We start from the raw sequence: 18,797 nt of genomic DNA, 5'->3' as shown, positions 1-18,797 counted from the left end.
ATGGAGTCTCTTCTCCAGTAATCCTCAAGCCGACTTGCGGAAAACTTTTGCAACGTCTTTCCTGGATCGCTGACACACCCCATCGGAAGGCAGGGACATGTCCCACGACTGGTGGCGCCACGCCGTCATCTACCAGGTCTACGTGCGCAGCTTCGCCGACTCGGACGGCGACGGTGTCGGCGACCTGCCCGGAATCCGCTCGCGCCTGCCCTACCTGCGCGACCTCGGTGTCGACGCGGTCTGGATCACGCCGTTCTACTCGTCGCCGATGGCGGACGGCGGCTACGACGTCGCGGACTACCGCGCGGTCGACCCTCAGTTCGGCGGACTCGACGACGTGCGCGCGTTGGTGGACGACGCACACACGCTCGGTATCCGGGTGATCGTCGACATCGTGCCGAACCACACCTCCGACCAGCACGCGTGGTTCCAGGAGGCGCTGGCCGGACGCAACCGTGAGCGGTACATCTTCCGCGAGGGCGTCGGGGACCAGCCGCCCAACGACTGGGAGTCCGTCTTCGGTGGCCCGGCGTGGACGCGGGTGGCCGACGGGTCCTGGTACCTGCACCTGTTCGCGCCCGAGCAGCCGGACCTGAACTGGGAGCTGCCCGAGGTGCGCGCGGAGTTCCGCGACGTGCTGCGGTTCTGGCTCGACCTGGGCGTCGACGGGTTCCGGGTGGACGTGGCGCACGGGATGATCAAGGCGCCGGGGCTGCCCGACATCGGCCACGCCGACCAGCTCAAGCTGCTGGGCACGGAGCCGTTGCCGTTCTTCGACCAGGACGGTGTGCACGAGATCCACCGCGAGTGGCGTGCGGTCGTGGACTCGTACCCCGGCGAGCGGGTGCTCGTCGCGGAGGCGTGGACGCCTTCGGCCGAGCGGACGGCCATGTACCTGCGTCCCGACGAGATGCACCAGGCGTTCAACTTCCACTACCTCTCCGCCGAGTGGACCTTCGAGGCGGTGCGGTCGGTCATCGACTCGTCGCTGGCGGCCGTCGAACCCGTTGGGGCGCCCACCACTTGGGTGCTGTCGAACCACGACGTGCAACGGCACGTGACGCGGTACGGCGGCGGTGAGGCCGGTTTGCGCCGTGCGCGCGCCGCGCTGGCGTTGATGCTGGCGTTGCCGGGATCGGTGTACCTGTACCAGGGCGAGGAACTCGGGCTGCCCGAGGTGCTGGACCTGCCGGACGAGGTGCTGCAGGACCCGATGTGGGAGCGGTCGGGTCACACCGAACGCGGTCGTGACGGGTGCCGCGTCCCGTTGCCGTGGGCGGCTTCCGGGCCGTCGCTCGGGTTCGGCACCGGCGGGGCGTGGCTGCCGCAGCCCGCGGACTGGGCGAAGCTCAGCGTGGAGGCCCAGACGGGCGACCAGGACTCGATGCTGTCCTTCTACCGCAACGCTTTGCGCGTGCGCCGCGAGAACCCGGCGCTGGGTGCCGGTCTCACCTGGATCGACGGCCCGGCCGGCGTGCTGTGGTTCGAACGGGACGGGGTCGCGTGCGCGGTGAACCTGTCCGGTGCCGTCGTGGAGCTGCCGGATCCGGGTTCGGTCCTGCTGGCTTCGTCGTACTACGGGGTGCGTGACGGGCTGCTGCTCCTCCCGCCGGACACCGCGCTGTGGTGGAAGCTCTGACCAGCTATTTCACCTGATCGACAAAAACTGTCAGACCCCCTGGGTACGGTCCGTGGACATCAGCTCCAGGTCGAATTCAGGGGGTCTTGCGGTGGGCAGGTGGGAGCTCGTCTCCGGTGGCTCGGCGAAGTTCTGGGAGGTCGCCCAGGCCGGTGCCGTGGTGACCGTCCGGTTCGGACGGCTGGGCGCGGCCGGGCAGACCCAGACCAAGGAGCTCGCCTCCGAGGCCGCCGCGGCCGCACACGTCGCGAAGCTGGTGGCGGAGAAGGAGAAGAAGGGCTACCAGCGCACTGCCGAGCCCGCCTCCTCCGCTGTCCCCGCCGTTCCCGCCGAGGCTCCTGCCCGGGATGAGGACGCCTGGGTGATGCCGCCGGAGTGGCAGCGGAAGGCGATGTGCCGCAGGGATGTCGCACCGGTGCGGGAGTTCGTGGTCGACGCCGCGCAGGCGCAGCGGTTCCGCGAGCGGGTCGCCGAGCGTGCCGAGAGGATCGAGCAGTGCCTGTCCCACCCGGCGTCGGAGCCGGACCTGGTGCGGGCGTTGCGGGATCAGCTCGATGGCCGGCCGGATCCGCTGGGCGCGGCGGTGCTGGCCGGTGTCGCCGATTCTCCCGTGTCGCCGGTGCACTGGTGGATCGAGGAGTTCGGCCTCCCGTTCGCCGCGCTCGCGGCGGTGCACCAGCCGTCGCTGAGCACGAGCGCCGGTCAGCTGAGGGTGTACCGGCCGCAGCACCTCCACGAGCACAGCGGTCAGGCTCGGGCGCTGATCGAGGTCCGCACCGCGCTGGCGGCGGCGGACGACGCCACCTACGACGCGGCGCTGGCAGGGCTGGAGAAGGCCGGTGGCACGCCGTTCAGCCAGGTGGCCCGTGCCTTCCTCGCTCCGACCCGTCAGGACTGGTTCGAGGAAGCGAACGCGACCGCGATCGCGTACTGGCTGGTGCATTCCGCGGCGAGCACCGTGCAGCAGCTGCGCGACCTGCGGCAGGGTGGCCTGATCTGGTCGACGATCGGCATGTACTCCGCACTGCGCGTCGTGGGCCCGGCGGTCGCACCGGTCATCGACGCGGAGCTCCGCGCGAAGGTGGAGTGGGGCAGCGAGAACCGCAAGCTGGGGCTCGAGGTGCTGGCGGCGCTGCCGACCGACGAGGCGTTCCTGATGTTGCTGGGCCGCCTGCGGGAGAGGTACGTGCGGCCCGCGCTGGTGTCCGCGATGGCGGCGTTCCCGGTGCGGGCGGCGCGGCTCATGGCTGCCAGGGCGGCCACCGACGCGGACGTCCGCGACCTGCTGCGCGCCCACGTGCGCCGGCATCCCGGCCTCGAACTGACGGCTGAGGTCGCCGCGCTGATCGAGCCGGTGCCCGACGCGCCGGCCGGCGCGCTGCCGCCGGTGCTGGCCTCGCCGCCGTGGACGCATCGCCGCCCGCAGCCGAAGCCCGTGGTGCTGCGCGATCTTCCGGTGCCCGCGGCCCACCTCGCGTGGCTGCCGGGCGAGCACGAGGAGTGGTCGGAGACCGGTGGCTGGTGGACGGGTCACGGTCAGAACTGGGTGTCGCTGGCCGAGGCGGTCCGCACCGGCGAAGGCAACCGCCACGGCAGCCACAACCTGTTCGCGATCGGCCCGGAGGAGCTGGCCCGGCCACTGCTCGCCGACTGGACGCCGGCCGACACGTGGAGCAGCGAGTTCTGGGGCAGGCGCATCGCGGCCCGGTTCGGCATGGACGCGCTGCCCGCCCTGCTGCGCCTGGCCGCGAGCAACCCGCACGTGTCCGGCGTCGTGCTGCTGCCGTACGCCACCACCGAGGTCGCGGGGCTGATGGCGGACTGGTTCGTCCGCCTCAAGACCGCTCGCGCGTTCGCCGTCTCGTGGCTGTCCCGTCACCGCGAGGCCGCTGGCCGTCTGCTGCTGCCGGCCGCTCTCGGCGCGGCGGGCCCCGCACGCCGCAACGCCGAGTTCGCCCTGCGTCACCTCCACCTGGAGCTGGGCGTCGACGTCATCGCCCTCGCCACCGCGCACGGCGCCGAGGCGGCCGAGGCGATCCGCACGCTGATCGACATCGACCCGCTGGACGTCCTCCCCGCGAAGCTGCCGGCGATCGGCGCCTGGGCCGATCTCGCCCTGCTGCCCCAGGTGCTGCTGGCCGACGGCTCCGGCGCGTTGTCCGCCGAGGCCGCGCGCAACCTCCTGATGACGGCGGCACTGTCCAAACAGGACGCCGTCTACCCCGGCCTGCCGCTCGCCGTCGAGGTGTGTGATCGCGCGTCGCTGGCGGAGTTCGCCTGGGCGGCCTTCGGCCGCTGGCAGGACGTGGGCGCGCCGGCCAAGGACGGCTGGGTCCTCACCGCACTCGGCTGGTTCGGCGACGACGAGACGGTGCGCCGCCTGGCGCCGCTGATCCGCGCCTGGCCGGGCGAGAGCCAGCACGCCCGCGCCGTGGCGGGCCTCGACGTGCTCGCCCAGATCGGCAGCGAGGTCGCGCTGATGAACCTGAACAGCATCGCGGAGAGGGTGAAGTTCAAGGGCCTCAAGGCGAAGGCGCAGGAGAAGGTGTCCGACATCGCCGCCGCGCTGGGCCTGAGCCGCGACCAGCTGTCCGACCGCCTCGTGCCGCGCCTGGGCCTGGACGACGAGGCGACACTGGCGATCGACTACGGCCCGCGCCGGTTCACCGTCGGCTTCGACGAGCACCTCAAGCCCTACGTCCTGGACGAGGAGGGCAAGCGCCGCAAGGACCTTCCCAAGCCGGGAGCGCGTGACGACCAGGAGCTGGCGCCGTCGGAGCACAAGCGTTTCGGGCAGCTGAAGAAGGACGTGCGTTCCGTCGCGTCCGACCAGATCCACCGCCTCGAACGCGCGATGGTCGACCAGCGCACCTGGACCGCCGAGGAGCTCCACACGGTCCTCGCCGCCCATCCCCTGCTCTGGCACCTGGTCCGCCGCCTGGTGTGGATCACCGACAGCGGCCTGACCTTCCGCCTCGCGGAAGACCGCACCCTGGCGAACGCCTCCGACGACGAGGTCACCCTCCCGGCAGAGGCCACCGTCCGAGTGGCCCACCCGGTCGACCTGGCCGAGTCTCTGGAGTCCTGGGGCGAGGTCTTCGCCGACTACGAGATCCTGCAGCCGTTCCCGCAGCTGGGCCGCCCCACCTACGCCTTCACCCCGGGCGACACCATCCCGCAGCTCCACAAGTACCTCGACCGGGACATCCCGGTCGGCAAGCTCCTCGGCCTCACCAAGCGAGGTTGGGCGCGCTGCCAGCCGCAGGACAACGGCTGCGAGCCGTGGATGACGCGCCCGCTCCCGTCCGGCGGCGCCCTGGTCGCCGCGCTGGACCCCGGCATCACCGTGGGCATGGTGGACCTGGACCCCGAGATGAAGGTGACCGAACTCTGGTTCGACCCCACCGGGCAAGGTGCCTGGGGCGCCCCTCGAGGTGGTGGCCCCGCCACCTTCGACGTGGACCCGGTCACCGCCTCCGAGCTCCTCTCGGAACTGGAATCACTGCACGCGTGATCGCGGGAACGGTTGATCGACCTCCAACGTCAGACCGGCTCGGCACGATCGGCGCCGGACACCTCGGTTCGAAAGCAGGGAGCAGTCAGTGCGCAGGTGGGAGCTCGTCTCGGGCAGCGCGGCGAAGTTCTGGGAGATCGGGCAGGACGGTGCCGTGGTCACCGTCCGGTTCGGACGCCTCGACACGCACGGCCAGACCCAGACCAAGGAGCTGGCGTCCACCGAGGCAGCGAAGGCACACGTCGCGAAGCTGGTGGCGGAGAAGGAGAAGAAGGGCTACCGCGCCGTCGTATCGGCCGCTGCCACCACGACCGATACGGCAGCCGCCGAGTCGGTCGCAGCACCCGTCGCCCAGCCCACCGCGGCTCTCCCCACCCAGTCCGCCGGCACTCCCGTGTCCTCCCAGCCCGTCGCCGCCTCTGTTCCCGCCCCACCCACCGCCGTCGACGAAGACACCTGGGTCATGCCGAAGGCGTGGCTGCGCGACGTGGTGCGCCAGCGCGGCTTCCACCCCGCCCCGGAGTTCGCTGTAGACACCGCACTGGCCGAGGAGGCCAGGCAGCGGATCGTCGAGCAGCGGGACACCACGATCGAGCGGATCCTCTCCGAGCCCACCTCCGACCCCGATCTAGTCCAGGCCGCGCGCGAGCACCTCGCCGGCCGGTCGAATCCCACCGGCGCGGCGGCGATCGCGGCCGTCCTCGCCAGCGGTGAGCAGTCCGTGCACGCCTGGATAGCCGATCACGGCCTGGTGTTCGCGACGGAGGCCACCACCGAGTTCATGCGGCTGCTCTGCGGCCGGGAGTGGCAGCAGAACGCCTACGGCAACGAACGCCTGGCGTCGCGCGGCGGGTCCGTCCACATCACCATCGGCAGCGTCGAGTGCAAGATGCTCACGGCGGTCCGGTACGCGCTCGCGATCGCCGAGGACGCCGAGCACAGCGCCGCGGAAGCCGTGCTCGACAGGCTGGGCGAGATCGACGAGCCCGGCACGACGCTGGTCCGGGCGTTCCTGATGCCGGGCAGGCCCGACTGGTTCCAGGAGGCGTGCCAGGCACCGAACACGGGCGCCCGCTGGTGGGTCCTCCACTGCAGCGCCAGCACCTATGCGGAGTTCGAGACCGCACCGCATTCCGTGTCCAACCACTCGATCGTCCTGCACACGGCGCTGTACGTGCTGGGTCCGGCGATCGCGCCGTTGCTCGCGAACGCGCTCGACCACCAGTACCAGCGTGCGGACACCCGCAAGCAGGTGCTGAAGACCCTCTCCGTGCTGCCCACCGACGAGGCGTTCGCCCTGCTGCTCGACCGGATCGACACCAAGTACGTGCGCCCGGTGGTGCTGTCCATGATGGCGGCGTTCCCGGCGCGGGCTGCCCGGCTGCTCGGAGAACGCTCCGCCCGCAACGACGAGTTCCACCAGCTGCTCAGCGTGCACCTGAAGACGTACCCACACCTGGAAACACCCGCGGGCTTCGTCGAGATCGAAACGACGACGGTGCCGGAAGCGCCCGCGGAGGCGTTGCCGCCCGTCCTGGCTTCGCCGCCGTGGCTGAACCGCAAGCCTCCGGTGAAGCCGGTGGTGGTACCGGACCTGCCTGTGCCGAGTCCGTCGATCACGTGGCAGCCGGGTGAGCGGGAGGAGTGGCTGAGGGACGGCCACTGGGACACCCACCGCTACAAGACCTGGGAGCACTGGCTGTCGGAGTACGAGGCGGGCCGGATCGGGTACCGCATGGCCGACCTGCTCATCGGGGCGCCCGAGGAGAAGGTGCGGCACCTCCTCGCGGACTGGCAGCCGAACCTGGGCTGGAGCGCGGAGTCGGCCGGCAAGCGGCTGGCCGCGAAGTTCGGCTTCGACGCGTTGCCCCCGCTGCTGCGCATCGCGGAGAGGAACTCGGGGTCGGCGGTCATCCTGCTGCCGTTCGCGGCGCCCGAGGTGGCCGCGCTGATGGCGGACTGGCTGGTGCGGCTCAAGCAGGTCCGCAAGACGGCGCTGAGCTGGCTCGCCCGGCACCGGGAGCAGGCCGCGCGCCTCCTCGTTCCCGCTGCCCTGGGCAAGCCCGGTGCCGAGCGGCGCAACGCCGAGACCGCGATCCGCCACCTGCACGGACTCGGCGTGGACGTGGTGGCGCTCGCACCGAGCCCGGCCGCGGCGGCCGCCCTGGAGTCCTTCCTGGCCGTCGACCCGGTCGACGTGCTCCCCGCCAAGCTGCCCGTGATCGGCGAGTGGGCGGACACCCGCCTGCTGCCCCAGGTCCTGCTGCGCGACCGCAGGCAGGCCCTGTCCGCCGAAGCCGCGCGCCATCTGCTGATGACGGCCGCGCTGTCCAAGCCGGGCGACATCTACGCCGGGCTGCCGATCGCCCGCGAGGCGCTCGACGAGGACTCGCTGGCGGAGTTCGCGTGGGCGGTCTTCCAGCGCTGGCAGGAGGTCGGCGCGCCGTCGAAGGAGGGCTGGGCGCTGACCGCGCTCGGCTGGTTCGGCAACGACTCGACGGTGCGAGCGCTGTCGCCGTTGATCCGGGTCTGGCCGGGCGAGAGCCAGCACACCAGGGCGGTGACGGGTCTCGACGTGCTCTCCGACATCGGCACCGAGGTCGCCCTGTCCCACCTCAACAGCATCGCCGAGAAGGTGAAGTTCAAGGGCCTCAAGACCAAGGCCCAGGAGAAGGTCTCCCAGATCGCCGACGAACTGGGCCTGTCCCGCGACCAGCTGGCAGATCGTCTCGTGCCGCGCCTGGGTCTCGACGACGCGGCGAGCCTGGTGATCGACTACGGCCCGCGCCGGTTCACCGTGGGCTTCGACGAACAGCTCAAGCCCTACGTCCTCGACCCGGACGGCAAGCGCCGCAAGGACCTCCCGAAGCCCGGTGCGAAGGACGACCAGGACCAGGCCCCGCTGGAGCACAAGCGGTTCGCGGCCCTGAAGAAGGACGTCCGCGCCGTCGCGTCCGACCAGATCCACCGCCTCGAACGCGCGATGGTCGACCAGCGCACCTGGACCGCCGAGGAGTTCCACACGGTCCTGGCCGGCCACCCGCTGCTGTGGCACATCGTCCGCCGCCTGGTGTGGATCACGGCCGACGGCCGGTCCTTCCGCCTGGCCGAAGACCGCACGCTCGCCGACTCCGGCGACGACGAGTTCACGCTCCCCGAAGGCGCCACCGTCCGGGTTGCCCACCCGGTCGACCTCCAGGCGGAACTGGAGGCGTGGGGCGAGGTCTTCGCCGACTACGAGATCCTCCAGCCGTTCCCGCAGCTGGGCCGCCCGCTGCACCTGGTGCCCGAGGGCGAGGATCTCCTTCCCCACCTGAAGAAGTTCTGCGACGTGGACCTCCCGGTCGGCAAGATCCTCAGCCTCACCAAGAAGGGCTGGATCCGCGGCGAACCCCAGGACGGCGGCGTGGAGTGCTGGATCACCCGCCCGCTGCCGTCCGGTGGCGCGCTGGTCGCGTCGCTGGACCCCGGCATCGCGGTGGGCGCGATCGACGTCTTCCCCGAGCTCAAGTTCACCGAGCTGTGGTTCTCCGCCGACGGACAGGGCTACTGGTCCTCTCAGCGCAACGCGGCGAGCACCTTCACCGCCGACGCCATCTCGGCCTCGGAAGTGCTGTCCGAACTGGAGTCTCTGCGGTCGTAGCTCCCGAACCAGGGGGTCTGATCAGCTCTTCGAGCCGGCGCAGAAGAATTGTCAGACCCCCTGAGTAACGTCCGGTGCACATCAACTCCCTTGTGGGGCCCAGGAGGTAACGCAGTGCGCAGGTGGGAACTCGTCGCGGACGGCTCCGCGAAGTTCTGGGAGATCGAGCAGGACGGCGCGACGGTGACCGTCCGGTTCGGACGGCTGGGCACCACGGGCCAGACGCAGACCAAGGAGCTGGCCTCCGCCGAGGCAGCCAGTGCGCACGTCGCGAAACTGGTGGCCGAGAAGGAGAAGAAGGGCTACAGACCGGAAGGTGCCGCCGAGGCGCAGCAGCCCGCCGCCACCTCAGCCGCTGGCACCGCAGCCGCCGCGACCTCAGCCGCCTCCGGTGCACCTGCCGCGGCCGAGCAGTCCGGTTCCGCGCAGCCCGCAGCTGGTGCACCTGTCTCCGCCGAGAAGCCCGCCATCGGCGCACCCGGCACCGCCGAACCCGCGACCCCTGTCGACGAGAACACCTGGGTGATCCCCAAGGCGTGGCTGCGCGACGCGGTGCGGCAGCGCGGGTTCGCCCCGGAGCCGGAGTTCGCGGTCGACCCGGCGAAGGCCGAGCAGGCACGGCAGCTGATCACCGAGCGGGCGGAGACGATCGAGGACGCCCTCTCCCGCAAGGGTTCGAAGGCCGAGCTGGTCAGCGCGGCTCGCGAATACCTGGCCGGGCAGCCGAACCCCGTGGGAGCGGCGGCGATCGCGGCCATCACGAAGCCGGGCGGGCCCGCCGGGCCCGCCGTGCACGCCTGGATCGCCGACCACGGCCTTGCCTTCGCCACCGCCGCGGTCGTCGAGCTCACGAGGGTCGTGTTCACCGATCAGTACGACCAGAAGCGCGGCAGGTGGACCGGGATCTGCCTGCAGAACGCGACCGGCAACTTCCACACGTCGATCGGCGAACCGGAAGGCCTGATGCTCACCGCCGTCCGGTACGCGATCGCCGCCGCGAGCCCCGAGGAGCGCGCGGCGGCCGAGAGCGTGCTGGAGAAGCTGGGCGGGTCGAAGACCGGGAAGGAACTCCGGTGCTACCTGATGCCCGAGCGGGCGGAATGGTTCACCGAGGTCCGCAAGCTGCAGTACACGCCGAGCCGGTGGTGGATGCTGCCGAGCAGCGCCCGCAGCCTCGAAGACTTCAGGAAGTCCAAAGAGTCGGTCACAGCGTCGGCGTTCCTGCTCTACACGGCCGTGTACGTGCTGGGTCCGGCCGTCGCGCCGTTGCTCGCGGAAGAGCTCGACTCCGACAGCTACTACCAGCGGACGGGAGGCCGGAAGCAGGCGTTGAACGTGCTCGCGGCGTTGCCGACCGACGAGGCGTTCACGATCCTGCTCGACCGGCTGGACGGGAAGTACGTGTGGCCCGCCGTGGTGTCCGCGATGAGGGCGTTCCCCGTGAGGGCGGCGCGGCTGCTGGCCGAGCGCGCGTCGTCGAGTGACGCCGTGCGCCGGCTGCTGAACGTCCACCTGCGGAGCAACCCGCATCTGACCGTGCCGGAGGAGGTCGCGGCGCTGCTCGCCGAGTCCACCGAGGCGATCGTGCCGGAGGCGAGCGCGGATCAGCTGCCGCCGTTGCTGGCCTCGCCACCGTGGCTGCACCGCCGCAAGCCGGTGAAGCCCGTGGTGCTGGCGGATCTCCCCGTGCCGGAACCGACGGTGAGCTGGCTGCCCGGCGAGCACGCCGAGTGGCTGGCATCCGGCGCGGCGTGGCGGCAGGACCGCCACGACTGGCGCAAGCTCCTCAAGGAGTACCTGGCCGGCGTGGTCGGCTACTACGACAACGACCTGTTCCTCCTCGCGCCCGACGACGAGGTGCGGCACCTGCTCGCGGACTGGAAGCCGACCTACTGCTACGGCGTCGAGGAGTGGGGCAAGAACCTGGCCGCCCGGTTCGGCGTCGACGCGGCGCCGGCGCTGATCCGGCACGTCCAGTCCGCCCCCGCGGGCACCGGGATGGTGCTGGTGCCGTTCGCGACGGTCGAGGTGGCCACGCAGATGGCCGACTGGTTCGCCCGCACCAAGACTGCCCGGCGCTGGGGACTCGAGTGGCTGGCCCGGCACCGTGAGCAGGCCGCCCGTCTGCTCATTCCCGCGGCGGCCGGGAAGGCCGGCGTCCCCCGCCGCAACGCCGAGGCCGCGCTGCGCCACCTGAACAACGCCGTCGGTGTCGACGTGGCGGCCGTCGCGAAGGAGTGCGGCGCCGAGGCGGCGATCGACGTCGTGCTGTCGGTCGACCCGATCGACGTGCTGCCCGCGAAGCTCCCGGCGATCGGTGAGTGGGCGGACCCGCGCCTGCTGCCGCAGGTGCTGCTGGCGGACCGCAAGCACGCCCTGCCCGCGGAGGCCGCCGGTCATCTGCTGATGACGGCCGCGCTGTCCAAGCCCGGCGAGCTCTACGCGGGGCTGCCGATCGTCCGCGAGGCACTCGACAAGGATTCGCTGGCGGCGTTCGCATGGGCCGCGTTCCGGGCGTGGGAACAGGCCGGCGCGCCGTCGAAGGAGGGCTGGGCGCTGACCGCGCTCGGCTGGTTCGGCGACGACTCGACGGTCCGCTCGCTGTCACCGCTGATCCGCAACTGGCCGGGCGAGAGCCAGCACGCCAGGGCCGTCACCGGGCTCGACGTGCTCGCCGACATCGGCACCGAGGTCGCGCTGTCCCACCTGAACAGCATCGCCGAGAAGGTGTCGTTCAAGGGTCTCAAGACCAAGGCCCAGGAGAAGGTCGCCCAGATCGCGGCCGAGCTCGGCCTGTCCCGCGACCAGCTGTCGGACCGGCTGGTCCCGCGCCTGGGCCTCGACGACGCCGCGACCCTGGTGGTCGACTACGGCCAGCGGCAGTTCACGGTGGGCTTCGACGAGCAGCTCAAGCCGTTCGTGCTGGACTCGGACGGCAAGCGCCGCAAGGACCTCCCGAAGCCCGGCGCGAAGGACGACCAGGACCGGGCGCCGCTGGAGCACAAGCGGTTCATGGCGTTGAAGAAGGACGTCCGCACGATCGCGTCCGATCAGATCCAGCGGCTCGAACGGGCCATGGTCGACCAGCGCACGTGGTCCGCGGAGGAGTTCCTGACGGTCCTCGCCGCTCATCCGCTGCTGTGGCACCTGGTCCGCCGCCTGGTGTGGATCACCGACGAGGGCACCTCCTTCCGCCTCGCCGAGGACCGCTCGCTGGCCGACGCCAACGACGACGAGTTCACGCTGCCCGAGGACGCAGTCGTGCGCGTGGCGCACGCGGTCGACCTGCGGGACGCGGCCGCGGCGTGGGGCGAGGTCTTCGCCGACTACGAGATCCTCCAGCCGTTCCCGCAGCTGGGCCGCCCGGTCCACCTGGTGGCGTCCGCCGAGGACCTCCTGCCGCGGCTGAAGAAGTTCTGCGACACCCCGTACCCGATCGGCAAGATCCTCGGCCTCACCAAGAAGGGCTGGGTGCGCGGCACGCCTCAGGACGCGGGCGTCGAGTGCTGGATCACCCGGCCGTTCCCGGACGGCGGCGCGCTCGTCGCCTCGCTGGAGCCCGGCATCGCGGTGGGCGCCATGGACGTCTTCCCCGAGGTCGGTTTCAGCGACATGTGGTTCTCCCCCCACGGCCACGGCACCTGGTCCGCTCCCTCGAACGCGCCCGCCACCTACGCCATCGACCCGATCACCCTCTCCGAGCTCCTCTCCGAACTGGAGTCCCTGCAGTCATGACCAGCACCCAGACGATGCAGCGTCCTCCCGCCGAGGTCCGCTACGCCGACGAGCTCGCGCGCCTGCGGGACGCCGACACCGCGCCCAGGCCGCCGGGCTGGGCGCTGAGCCTCGACGCCGCGCGCAAGTTCGTGGTGGGCGACGAGAACCGGGGCATCGTCAAGAAGTTCGTGGGCGATCCGTCCCTCGTGGACCGGGCGTTGGTCACGCTCGCGACGAGCCGCGGCCTGATGCTCGTCGGTGAGCCGGGCACGGCGAAGTCGTTGCTGTCCGAGCTGATCGCGGCGGCGGTGTGCGGCGAGTCGACGCTCACGATCCAGGGCGGCGCGGCCACGACCGAGGACCAGATCAAGTACTCGTGGAACTACGCGCTGCTGGTCTCGGAGGGGCCGTCGCCGCGGTCGCTCGTGCCGGCGCCGATGCTGCGGGGCATGGCCGAGGGCAAGATCGTCCGGTTCGAGGAGATCACCCGCTGCCCGCTCGAGGTCCAGGACTGCATGCTGTCGATGCTGTCCGACCGCGTGATGGCGATCGGTGAGCTGAGCGGCCCGGACGGCATGGTGTTCGCGCAGGACGGGTTCAACGTGATCGCCACGGCGAACACGCGGGACAGGGGCGTCAACGAGATGAGCGCCGCGCTCAAGCGGCGGTTCAACTTCGAGACGGTGTTCCCGATCGCGGACTTCGACACCGAGCTCGCGCTGGTCGAGCAGGAGGCCGCGAAGCTGCTCGAACGCTCCGGTGTGGAGCTCGCGCCGAGGCGCGACGTGCTGGAGGTCCTGGTCCGCACGTTCCGCGATCTGCGCGAGGGCGGCGACAGGCTGACGACCGTGATGAGCACGGCCGAGGCGGTCTCGGTGGCGCACGCGGTGGGACTGCGGGGCTGGTTCCTGCGCGGTGAGGTCGGTTCGGCCGCGGACGTCGTGGAGTGCCTGGCGGGCACGGCGGCGAAGGACAACGCGGAGGACCTGGCGCGGCTGCGGCGGTACCTGGAGCAGCACGCGTCGCGGCGCAAGGGGAAACAGTGGCAGGAGCTGCACCGCGCCCGGCACCTGCTGCCCGGCTGATGGGGGCCGTGTTCGTCGGCGTCCGGCACCACAGTCCCGCCTGTGCCCGGATCGTCGCCGCCACCATCTCCGAACAGCAGCCCGCGTACGTGCTCATCGAGGGTCCCGCCGACTTCAACGAGCGCATCGACGAGCTGCTGCTCGGGCACGAGCTGCCCGTCGCGTTGTTCAGCTACTCCGACCAGCACGCGTCGTGGTCACCGTTCTGCGACTATTCGCCGGAGTGGGTGGCGATCACCGAGGCACGCCGGTGCGGCGCCGAGGTCAGGTTCATCGACCTGCCCGCGTGGCACGAGGCGCTCCGCGACGTCAGCAACAGGTACGCGGACGCGGAGCTGCGCTACACCGAGGTCGTCGAGCGGTTGTGCCGGGAGTTCTCGGTCGACAACGTCGACGTGCTGTGGGATCACCTCTTCGAGTGCGAGACCGAGCCGAAGGGCATGGCCGAGTACTTCGACCTGTTGCGCGGCACGGCGACGGCGGACGAGGGCGATTCGGCGCGCGAGGAGTACATGGCGCGCTGGGTGCGGGCGGCGGTGCACGACGCGGGCGAGCGGCCCGTCGTCGTGATCACCGGTGGCTTCCACACGGCCGCTCTCAAGGCGCAGCTCGACGGCGGCACCGAGTGGCCTGAGGTGCCCGAACGCGAGCGGGGCGCGAGCTATCTCGTGCCGTACTCGCACGCGCGGCTGGACGCGTTCACCGGCTACCAGTCGGGCATGCCGTCGCCCGGCTACTACCAGCAGGTCTGGGAGACCGGGTCGCAGCGCGCAGCGGACTGGCTGGTCGAGTCGGTGGCGACGAGGTTGCGCCGCAGGCAGCAGCCCGTGTCGACGGCCGACCTCATCGCGGCCCGCACCCAGGCCGGCGCGCTCGCGCGGTTGCGGGGGCACGAGAACCTGGCGCGCACGGACGTGCTCGATGGGCTGACCAGCGCGTTGATCTCCGAAGACCTGACGCAGCCGCCTCCGTGGACGCGGCGCGGCACGCTGCAGCCCGGCGCGCACCCGGCGTTGATCGAGATGATCGGGGCGTTGCAGGGAGGCAAGGTCGGCCGGTTGCACCCGAGCACGCCCGCGCCGCCGCTGGTCAACGCCGTGCAGGAGTTGCTGCGCACGCACGGGCTCGACCAGGAGGGCAAGGTCGCGCTCGACCTCACGGACCCGGAAGCGTTGGAGCGCAGCAGGATCCTGCACCGCCTGCGGGTGCTGCGGATTCCCGGCTTCGAGCGCACGAGCGGACCGTCCGGGGGCGCACAGCCCCAGCTGGAGGAGCAGTGGACGCTGCGGCCCGTCGAGGAACGGCTGGCCGCGTTGATCGAGGCCGCCGAGAACGGTGCCACGCTGGAGGAAGCGGCCGGGGTGGCGCTGGAACGCCGTTCCCGGAACGCGCAGCTCGAGGAACTGGCCGCGATCCTGTTCGACGCGGTGCTGTGCGGGATCTCGGCGTTGTCCGGCAGGGTCAAGCAGACGCTCAACGAGGGCGTCCGGGAGACGGGTGATCTGGCAGCACTGGGCAGCGTGCTGAGCGGTGTGCTCGGGCTGTGGCGGCACGACAGGTTGTTCGGCACGAGGAAGGACCCGTTGCTGGGCTCGGTGATCGACGTCGGCACCGCGCGGGTGCTGTGGCTGATCGAGGGCCTGCACGGCGGACCGGCTCCGGCCGATCCGCACCGCCTCAAGGCGATGGCGGCGACCAGGGACGCGGTGCTGCACGCCAGGTCCGCGCTGTCGCTGGACGTCGTGGACGTCACGGGCGTCGCGACCAGGGTGAGCAACGACGTGCAGGCGCCGCCGGACCTGCGCGGTGCGGCACTCGGGCTCGCCTGGACGCTGGGCTCCCAGCCGGACGTGAGCAAGGTCAGGAGCATCCGAGCGCTCGGTGACTGGCTCACCGGGCTGTTCGCGGTGGCGCGCGAGGAGGTGCTGGCGAGCCCGGACCTGGTCGGGGTGCTCGACGAACTGGTCAGCGCCATGGACGAGGAGGAGTTCCTGGTGGCGTTGCCCGCGTTGCGGCTCGCCTTCAGCTACTTCCCGCCCAGGGAAAGGGAAACGATCGCGGCCACCGTCCTCTCCCATCGCGGCGTCGAGGGCAGCGCGAAGGGCGTCACCCGCCTCACGGTCGATCCGATCACCGTGGCAGAAGCGATGGCGATCGAGAAGCGCGTGGACGCGTTGCTGGTGAAGGGCGGGCTGGCATGACGGACCTGGAACGCTGGCGGCTGATCCTGGGCGAACCCGCGTCACGCTGCACCGGGGGTCTGCAGGGCGACGCGGCCCGCCGCGACACGGCACTGGAGTGGCTCTACGGGCGTGATCCCGAGCTGGCCGAACGCGGTGTGCGCAAGGGCGGCAGCGAGGACTCGGTGCTGCAGACCGTCGACTGGCTGGACGAGGTGCACACCCTGTTCCCGAGGGAGACGATCGAACGGCTGGAGCGCGACGCGGTCGAGCGCTACGAGATCACCGATGTCGTCACGGATCCCGAAGTGCTGCAACGGATCGAGCCGAACCCGGCGTTGCTGCGCGCGGTGCTGCGGACCAAGCACCTGATGAACCCGGCCGTGCTCGCGATGGCCCGCAAGATCGTCGAGGCGGTCGTGAAGCAGCTGATGGAGAAGCTGAAGACGGAGGTGCGCACGGCGTTCAGCGGCACGAAGTCGCGCAGGCCGAGCATCCACAAGAACTCGCGCAACTTCGACTTCCGCTCGACGATCCGGGCGAACCTCCAGCGCTACCAGCCCGACGAGCGCAAGCTCGCGATCGAGCACGCGAAGTTCGTCTCGCGCACCAAACGGCACCTGGAGCAGTGGCAGGTGATCCTGCTGGTGGACCAGTCGGGGTCGATGACCAGCTCGGTGATCCACTCGGCCGTCACGGCGGCGTGCCTGTGGGGGCTGCCGGGGCTCAGGACGCACCTGGTCGCCTTCGACACCAACGTGGTCGACCTGACCTCGGACGTCACGGACCCGGTGGAGCTGCTGATGAAGGTGCAGCTCGGCGGCGGCACGGACATCGCCAAGGCCGTCGTGTACGGGGCCGAGCTCGTGGACAGCCCGCGCCGGTCGATCGTCGCGATCATCAGCGACTTCTACGAGGGCGGCAGCGAGGAGCGCCTGGTGCGCACGGTCAAGGGCCTGTGCGAGCAGGGCACGCACGTGCTGTGCCTGGCCGCGCTGGACGAGGAGGCGAACCCGGACTACGACAGGGCACTGGGCCAGCGCCTCGCGAACGTCGGTGCCCACGTCGGCGCGATGACCCCTGGCCAGCTCGCGGAATTCGTTGCGGAGAAACTGAAGTGACCAGACCCGACCTGCTGGCACTGACCCCGGACGCGCTCGCGGCGCTGGCCAACCGCGGTCTGGTGAAACGTGCCGTCAAGGAACTCGACGCGGGCGTCGTCCCGGTGCTCGACACCGATCCCGCCGGTGCCGTCCAGGGCAAGTTCCCGGACGGCACCACGACCACGCTGCCGCCCGGCGTCGCGCTGGACGCGGCCGGGTGCAGCTGCGGAGCCGCGGGGGTCTGCCGGCACCGCATCGCCGTCGTCCTCGCCTATCAGCGGACCCGGGAGGCGAGCGTCCCTGCCGAGCTGTGGTCGCCGGGCTCGGTGCCGGACGCCGATCTGGTGGCGTTGATGGGCGAACGCACACTGCGCCGCGCCCGCAGGGCGCACCAGGCCGGTTACCGCGCGAAGCTCCGCCGCCCGACCGCGCAGGACCAGACGGCGCAGGCGGAACTCCCCACCTGTACGGTCACGTTCCTCGTGCCCGGCGACCTGTCCTACGTCCACACGGACGCGGTCAACAAGGACGAGGCGACGGCGCTCGCGGTGTGGGCGTTCCGGGAGGCGGACGAGCAGGGCACCGACACGGTCGACGTGGGCGGATCTCCCACCACGGCAACGGATCTGACCGCCGTCACCGACCTGCTCGACCAGTTGCTGCTCGACGGCGCCACGAACGCGAGCGAGGTGCTCGACGTCGCGTGGCAGCGCCTGCACCGCGACCTGACCGCACAACGCCTGCACTGGCCCGCCGCCGTGATCACCGACCTGCTCGCGCAACTGGCCGCGTACCGCGGGCGCAGCGCCGACTACGAGGCAGAGCGGTTCGCCGCCCTGCTGACGGAACTGCACGCGCGCACGACCGCCACCGGGCACCGGGCCGAGATCCTCGGCCCGGACGAGCCCGCAGAAACCCCGCTCAAGCGAGTCCGGCTGACCGCGCTCGGTGCCCGCCTGCGCGCGGAGAACGCGGCCGACGTCTACTTCGCGTCCGGCGACGTCGTGCTGGTGCAGCGCGACACTCCCCTGCGCACCGGTCAGCGCCTGGCGGCGTCGAACGTGGTGTCCGAGTCGGCAACGCGCAGCGCGAGCCGAGCGGTGACGCTCAAGACCAGCCGAGTGGCCAAGACCTCGCTGACGCCGGTCGGCACGGCCTGGGACCACCTCCCGCAGGCCCTGGTGATCGACGACTACGAAGCGGCCGCCGCACACCTCGCCGAGTTACCGCCCCGCCAGGTCCGCGCGAGGGTAGAGGCGGAACTGGTCCGCGCGATCCGGGTGGCCGAGGTGTCCGACCTCGCCTACGACCCGGCCGCGCAACGCCTGACCGCAACCCTCCACGGCCCCACCGGCACGACGTGCCTGCTGGAGGCGAACCACCGCGCGGTGGCACCGCAAGCCCTGGACGCACTGACAACGGCACTGCGAGCAGGTCCGACAACGATCACCGGCACGGTCCGCAGGCATCGCGGCACGCTGGTGGTCGACCCACTGGCCGTCCTCACCCCCACGGGAGTGACCGTCCTCGACCTGGCCACGGACACGACACCGCAACCCCTGTCACCGGGCACCACGGCCTCCGACCCGCTGAGCGCAACGGTCGACAGCGCCCTGACGGTGCTGGCCGAGGCAGCCCACCGAGGCCTGGACCACCTGACGGACAGCCTGCTCACACGTGTGCGAGAGATAAGCGCTCACCTGCACAAGGCAGGCCTGCGCACAGCGGCAGCCCACGTCACGGCGTTCGCCGACGCTCCGGCCGCAACCACCTGGCTCACGGCACATCTGCGATTACTCGTGACGGCCGACGCCCGCTGACACGCCCCGAGTCACAGGCGGCCGCTTTCGTCAACGAGGCCTGTGGACAACTACGAAGCCTGTGGACAGAGCGGGAACCAAATCCGGGGTTCGCGC

General features: G+C 71.2%; 8 protein-coding genes. All 8 read left to right on the top strand.

Annotated elements, in window-relative coordinates:
• Nucleotides 1-97 precede the first annotated feature (97 nt).
• The 8 genes from SK571_RS34480 to SK571_RS34445 all read left to right on the top strand — a co-directional run bounded on the left by SK571_RS34480 (nt 98) and on the right by SK571_RS34445 (nt 18,701).
• Nucleotides 98-1,639: a glycoside hydrolase family 13 protein gene (locus SK571_RS34480; protein ID WP_319988296.1), complete on the top strand. Its 1,542-nt coding sequence runs from the start codon at nt 98-100 to the stop codon at nt 1,637-1,639.
• Nucleotides 1,640-1,730: 91 nt separating this feature from the next.
• Nucleotides 1,731-5,153: a DUF4132 domain-containing protein gene (locus SK571_RS34475; RefSeq protein WP_319988295.1), complete on the top strand. Its 3,423-nt coding sequence runs from the start codon at nt 1,731-1,733 to the stop codon at nt 5,151-5,153.
• 88 nt (nt 5,154-5,241) lie between these two features.
• Nucleotides 5,242-8,796, top strand: a complete 3,555-nt coding sequence (locus tag SK571_RS34470) for a DUF4132 domain-containing protein (protein WP_319988294.1) — start codon at nt 5,242-5,244, stop codon at nt 8,794-8,796.
• Between the two features lie 114 nt (nt 8,797-8,910).
• Nucleotides 8,911-12,531: a DUF4132 domain-containing protein gene (locus SK571_RS34465; RefSeq protein WP_319988293.1), complete on the top strand. Its 3,621-nt coding sequence runs from the start codon at nt 8,911-8,913 to the stop codon at nt 12,529-12,531.
• Nucleotides 12,528-13,598 carry an ATP-binding protein gene (locus SK571_RS34460; RefSeq protein ID WP_319988292.1) on the top strand — a complete coding sequence of 357 codons (1,071 nt, stop codon included), beginning with the start codon at nt 12,528-12,530 and terminating at the stop codon, nt 13,596-13,598. Before SK571_RS34465 ends, SK571_RS34460 begins: the two co-directional genes overlap by 4 nt.
• On the top strand, nt 13,556-15,799 hold the full coding sequence (locus SK571_RS34455) for a DUF5682 family protein (protein WP_319988291.1): 2,244 nt from the start codon (nt 13,556-13,558) through the stop codon (nt 15,797-15,799). Before SK571_RS34460 ends, SK571_RS34455 begins: the two co-directional genes overlap by 43 nt.
• A complete protein-coding gene (locus SK571_RS34450) occupies nt 15,796-16,899 on the top strand; it encodes a VWA domain-containing protein (protein WP_319988290.1) in 1,104 nt (367 codons plus the stop codon). Before SK571_RS34455 ends, SK571_RS34450 begins: the two co-directional genes overlap by 4 nt.
• Nucleotides 16,896-18,701, top strand: coding sequence for a hypothetical protein (locus tag SK571_RS34445; protein ID WP_319988289.1), 1,806 nt, complete (start codon nt 16,896-16,898; stop codon nt 18,699-18,701). Before SK571_RS34450 ends, SK571_RS34445 begins: the two co-directional genes overlap by 4 nt.
• Nucleotides 18,702-18,797 lie beyond the last annotated feature (96 nt).

The sequence above is a fragment of the Lentzea kristufekii genome, from assembly GCF_033949925.1.
GTDB lineage: Bacteria > Actinomycetota > Actinomycetes > Mycobacteriales > Pseudonocardiaceae > Lentzea > Lentzea kristufekii.
The sequence above is the reverse complement of the archived record's forward strand: the minus strand, read 5'-3'. Positions and strand labels throughout refer to the sequence as shown.

Bases quoted from the DNA above. Each gene is read 5' to 3' on its own strand.
- SK571_RS34480 (WP_319988296.1), top strand. From the start codon at position 98: ATGTCCCACGACTGGTGGCGCCACGCCGTCATCTACCAGGTCTACGTG.
- SK571_RS34460 (WP_319988292.1), top strand. From the start codon at position 12,528: ATGACCAGCACCCAGACGATGCAGCGTCCTCCCGCCGAGGTCCGCTAC.
- SK571_RS34450 (WP_319988290.1), top strand. From the start codon at position 15,796: ATGACGGACCTGGAACGCTGGCGGCTGATCCTGGGCGAACCCGCGTCA.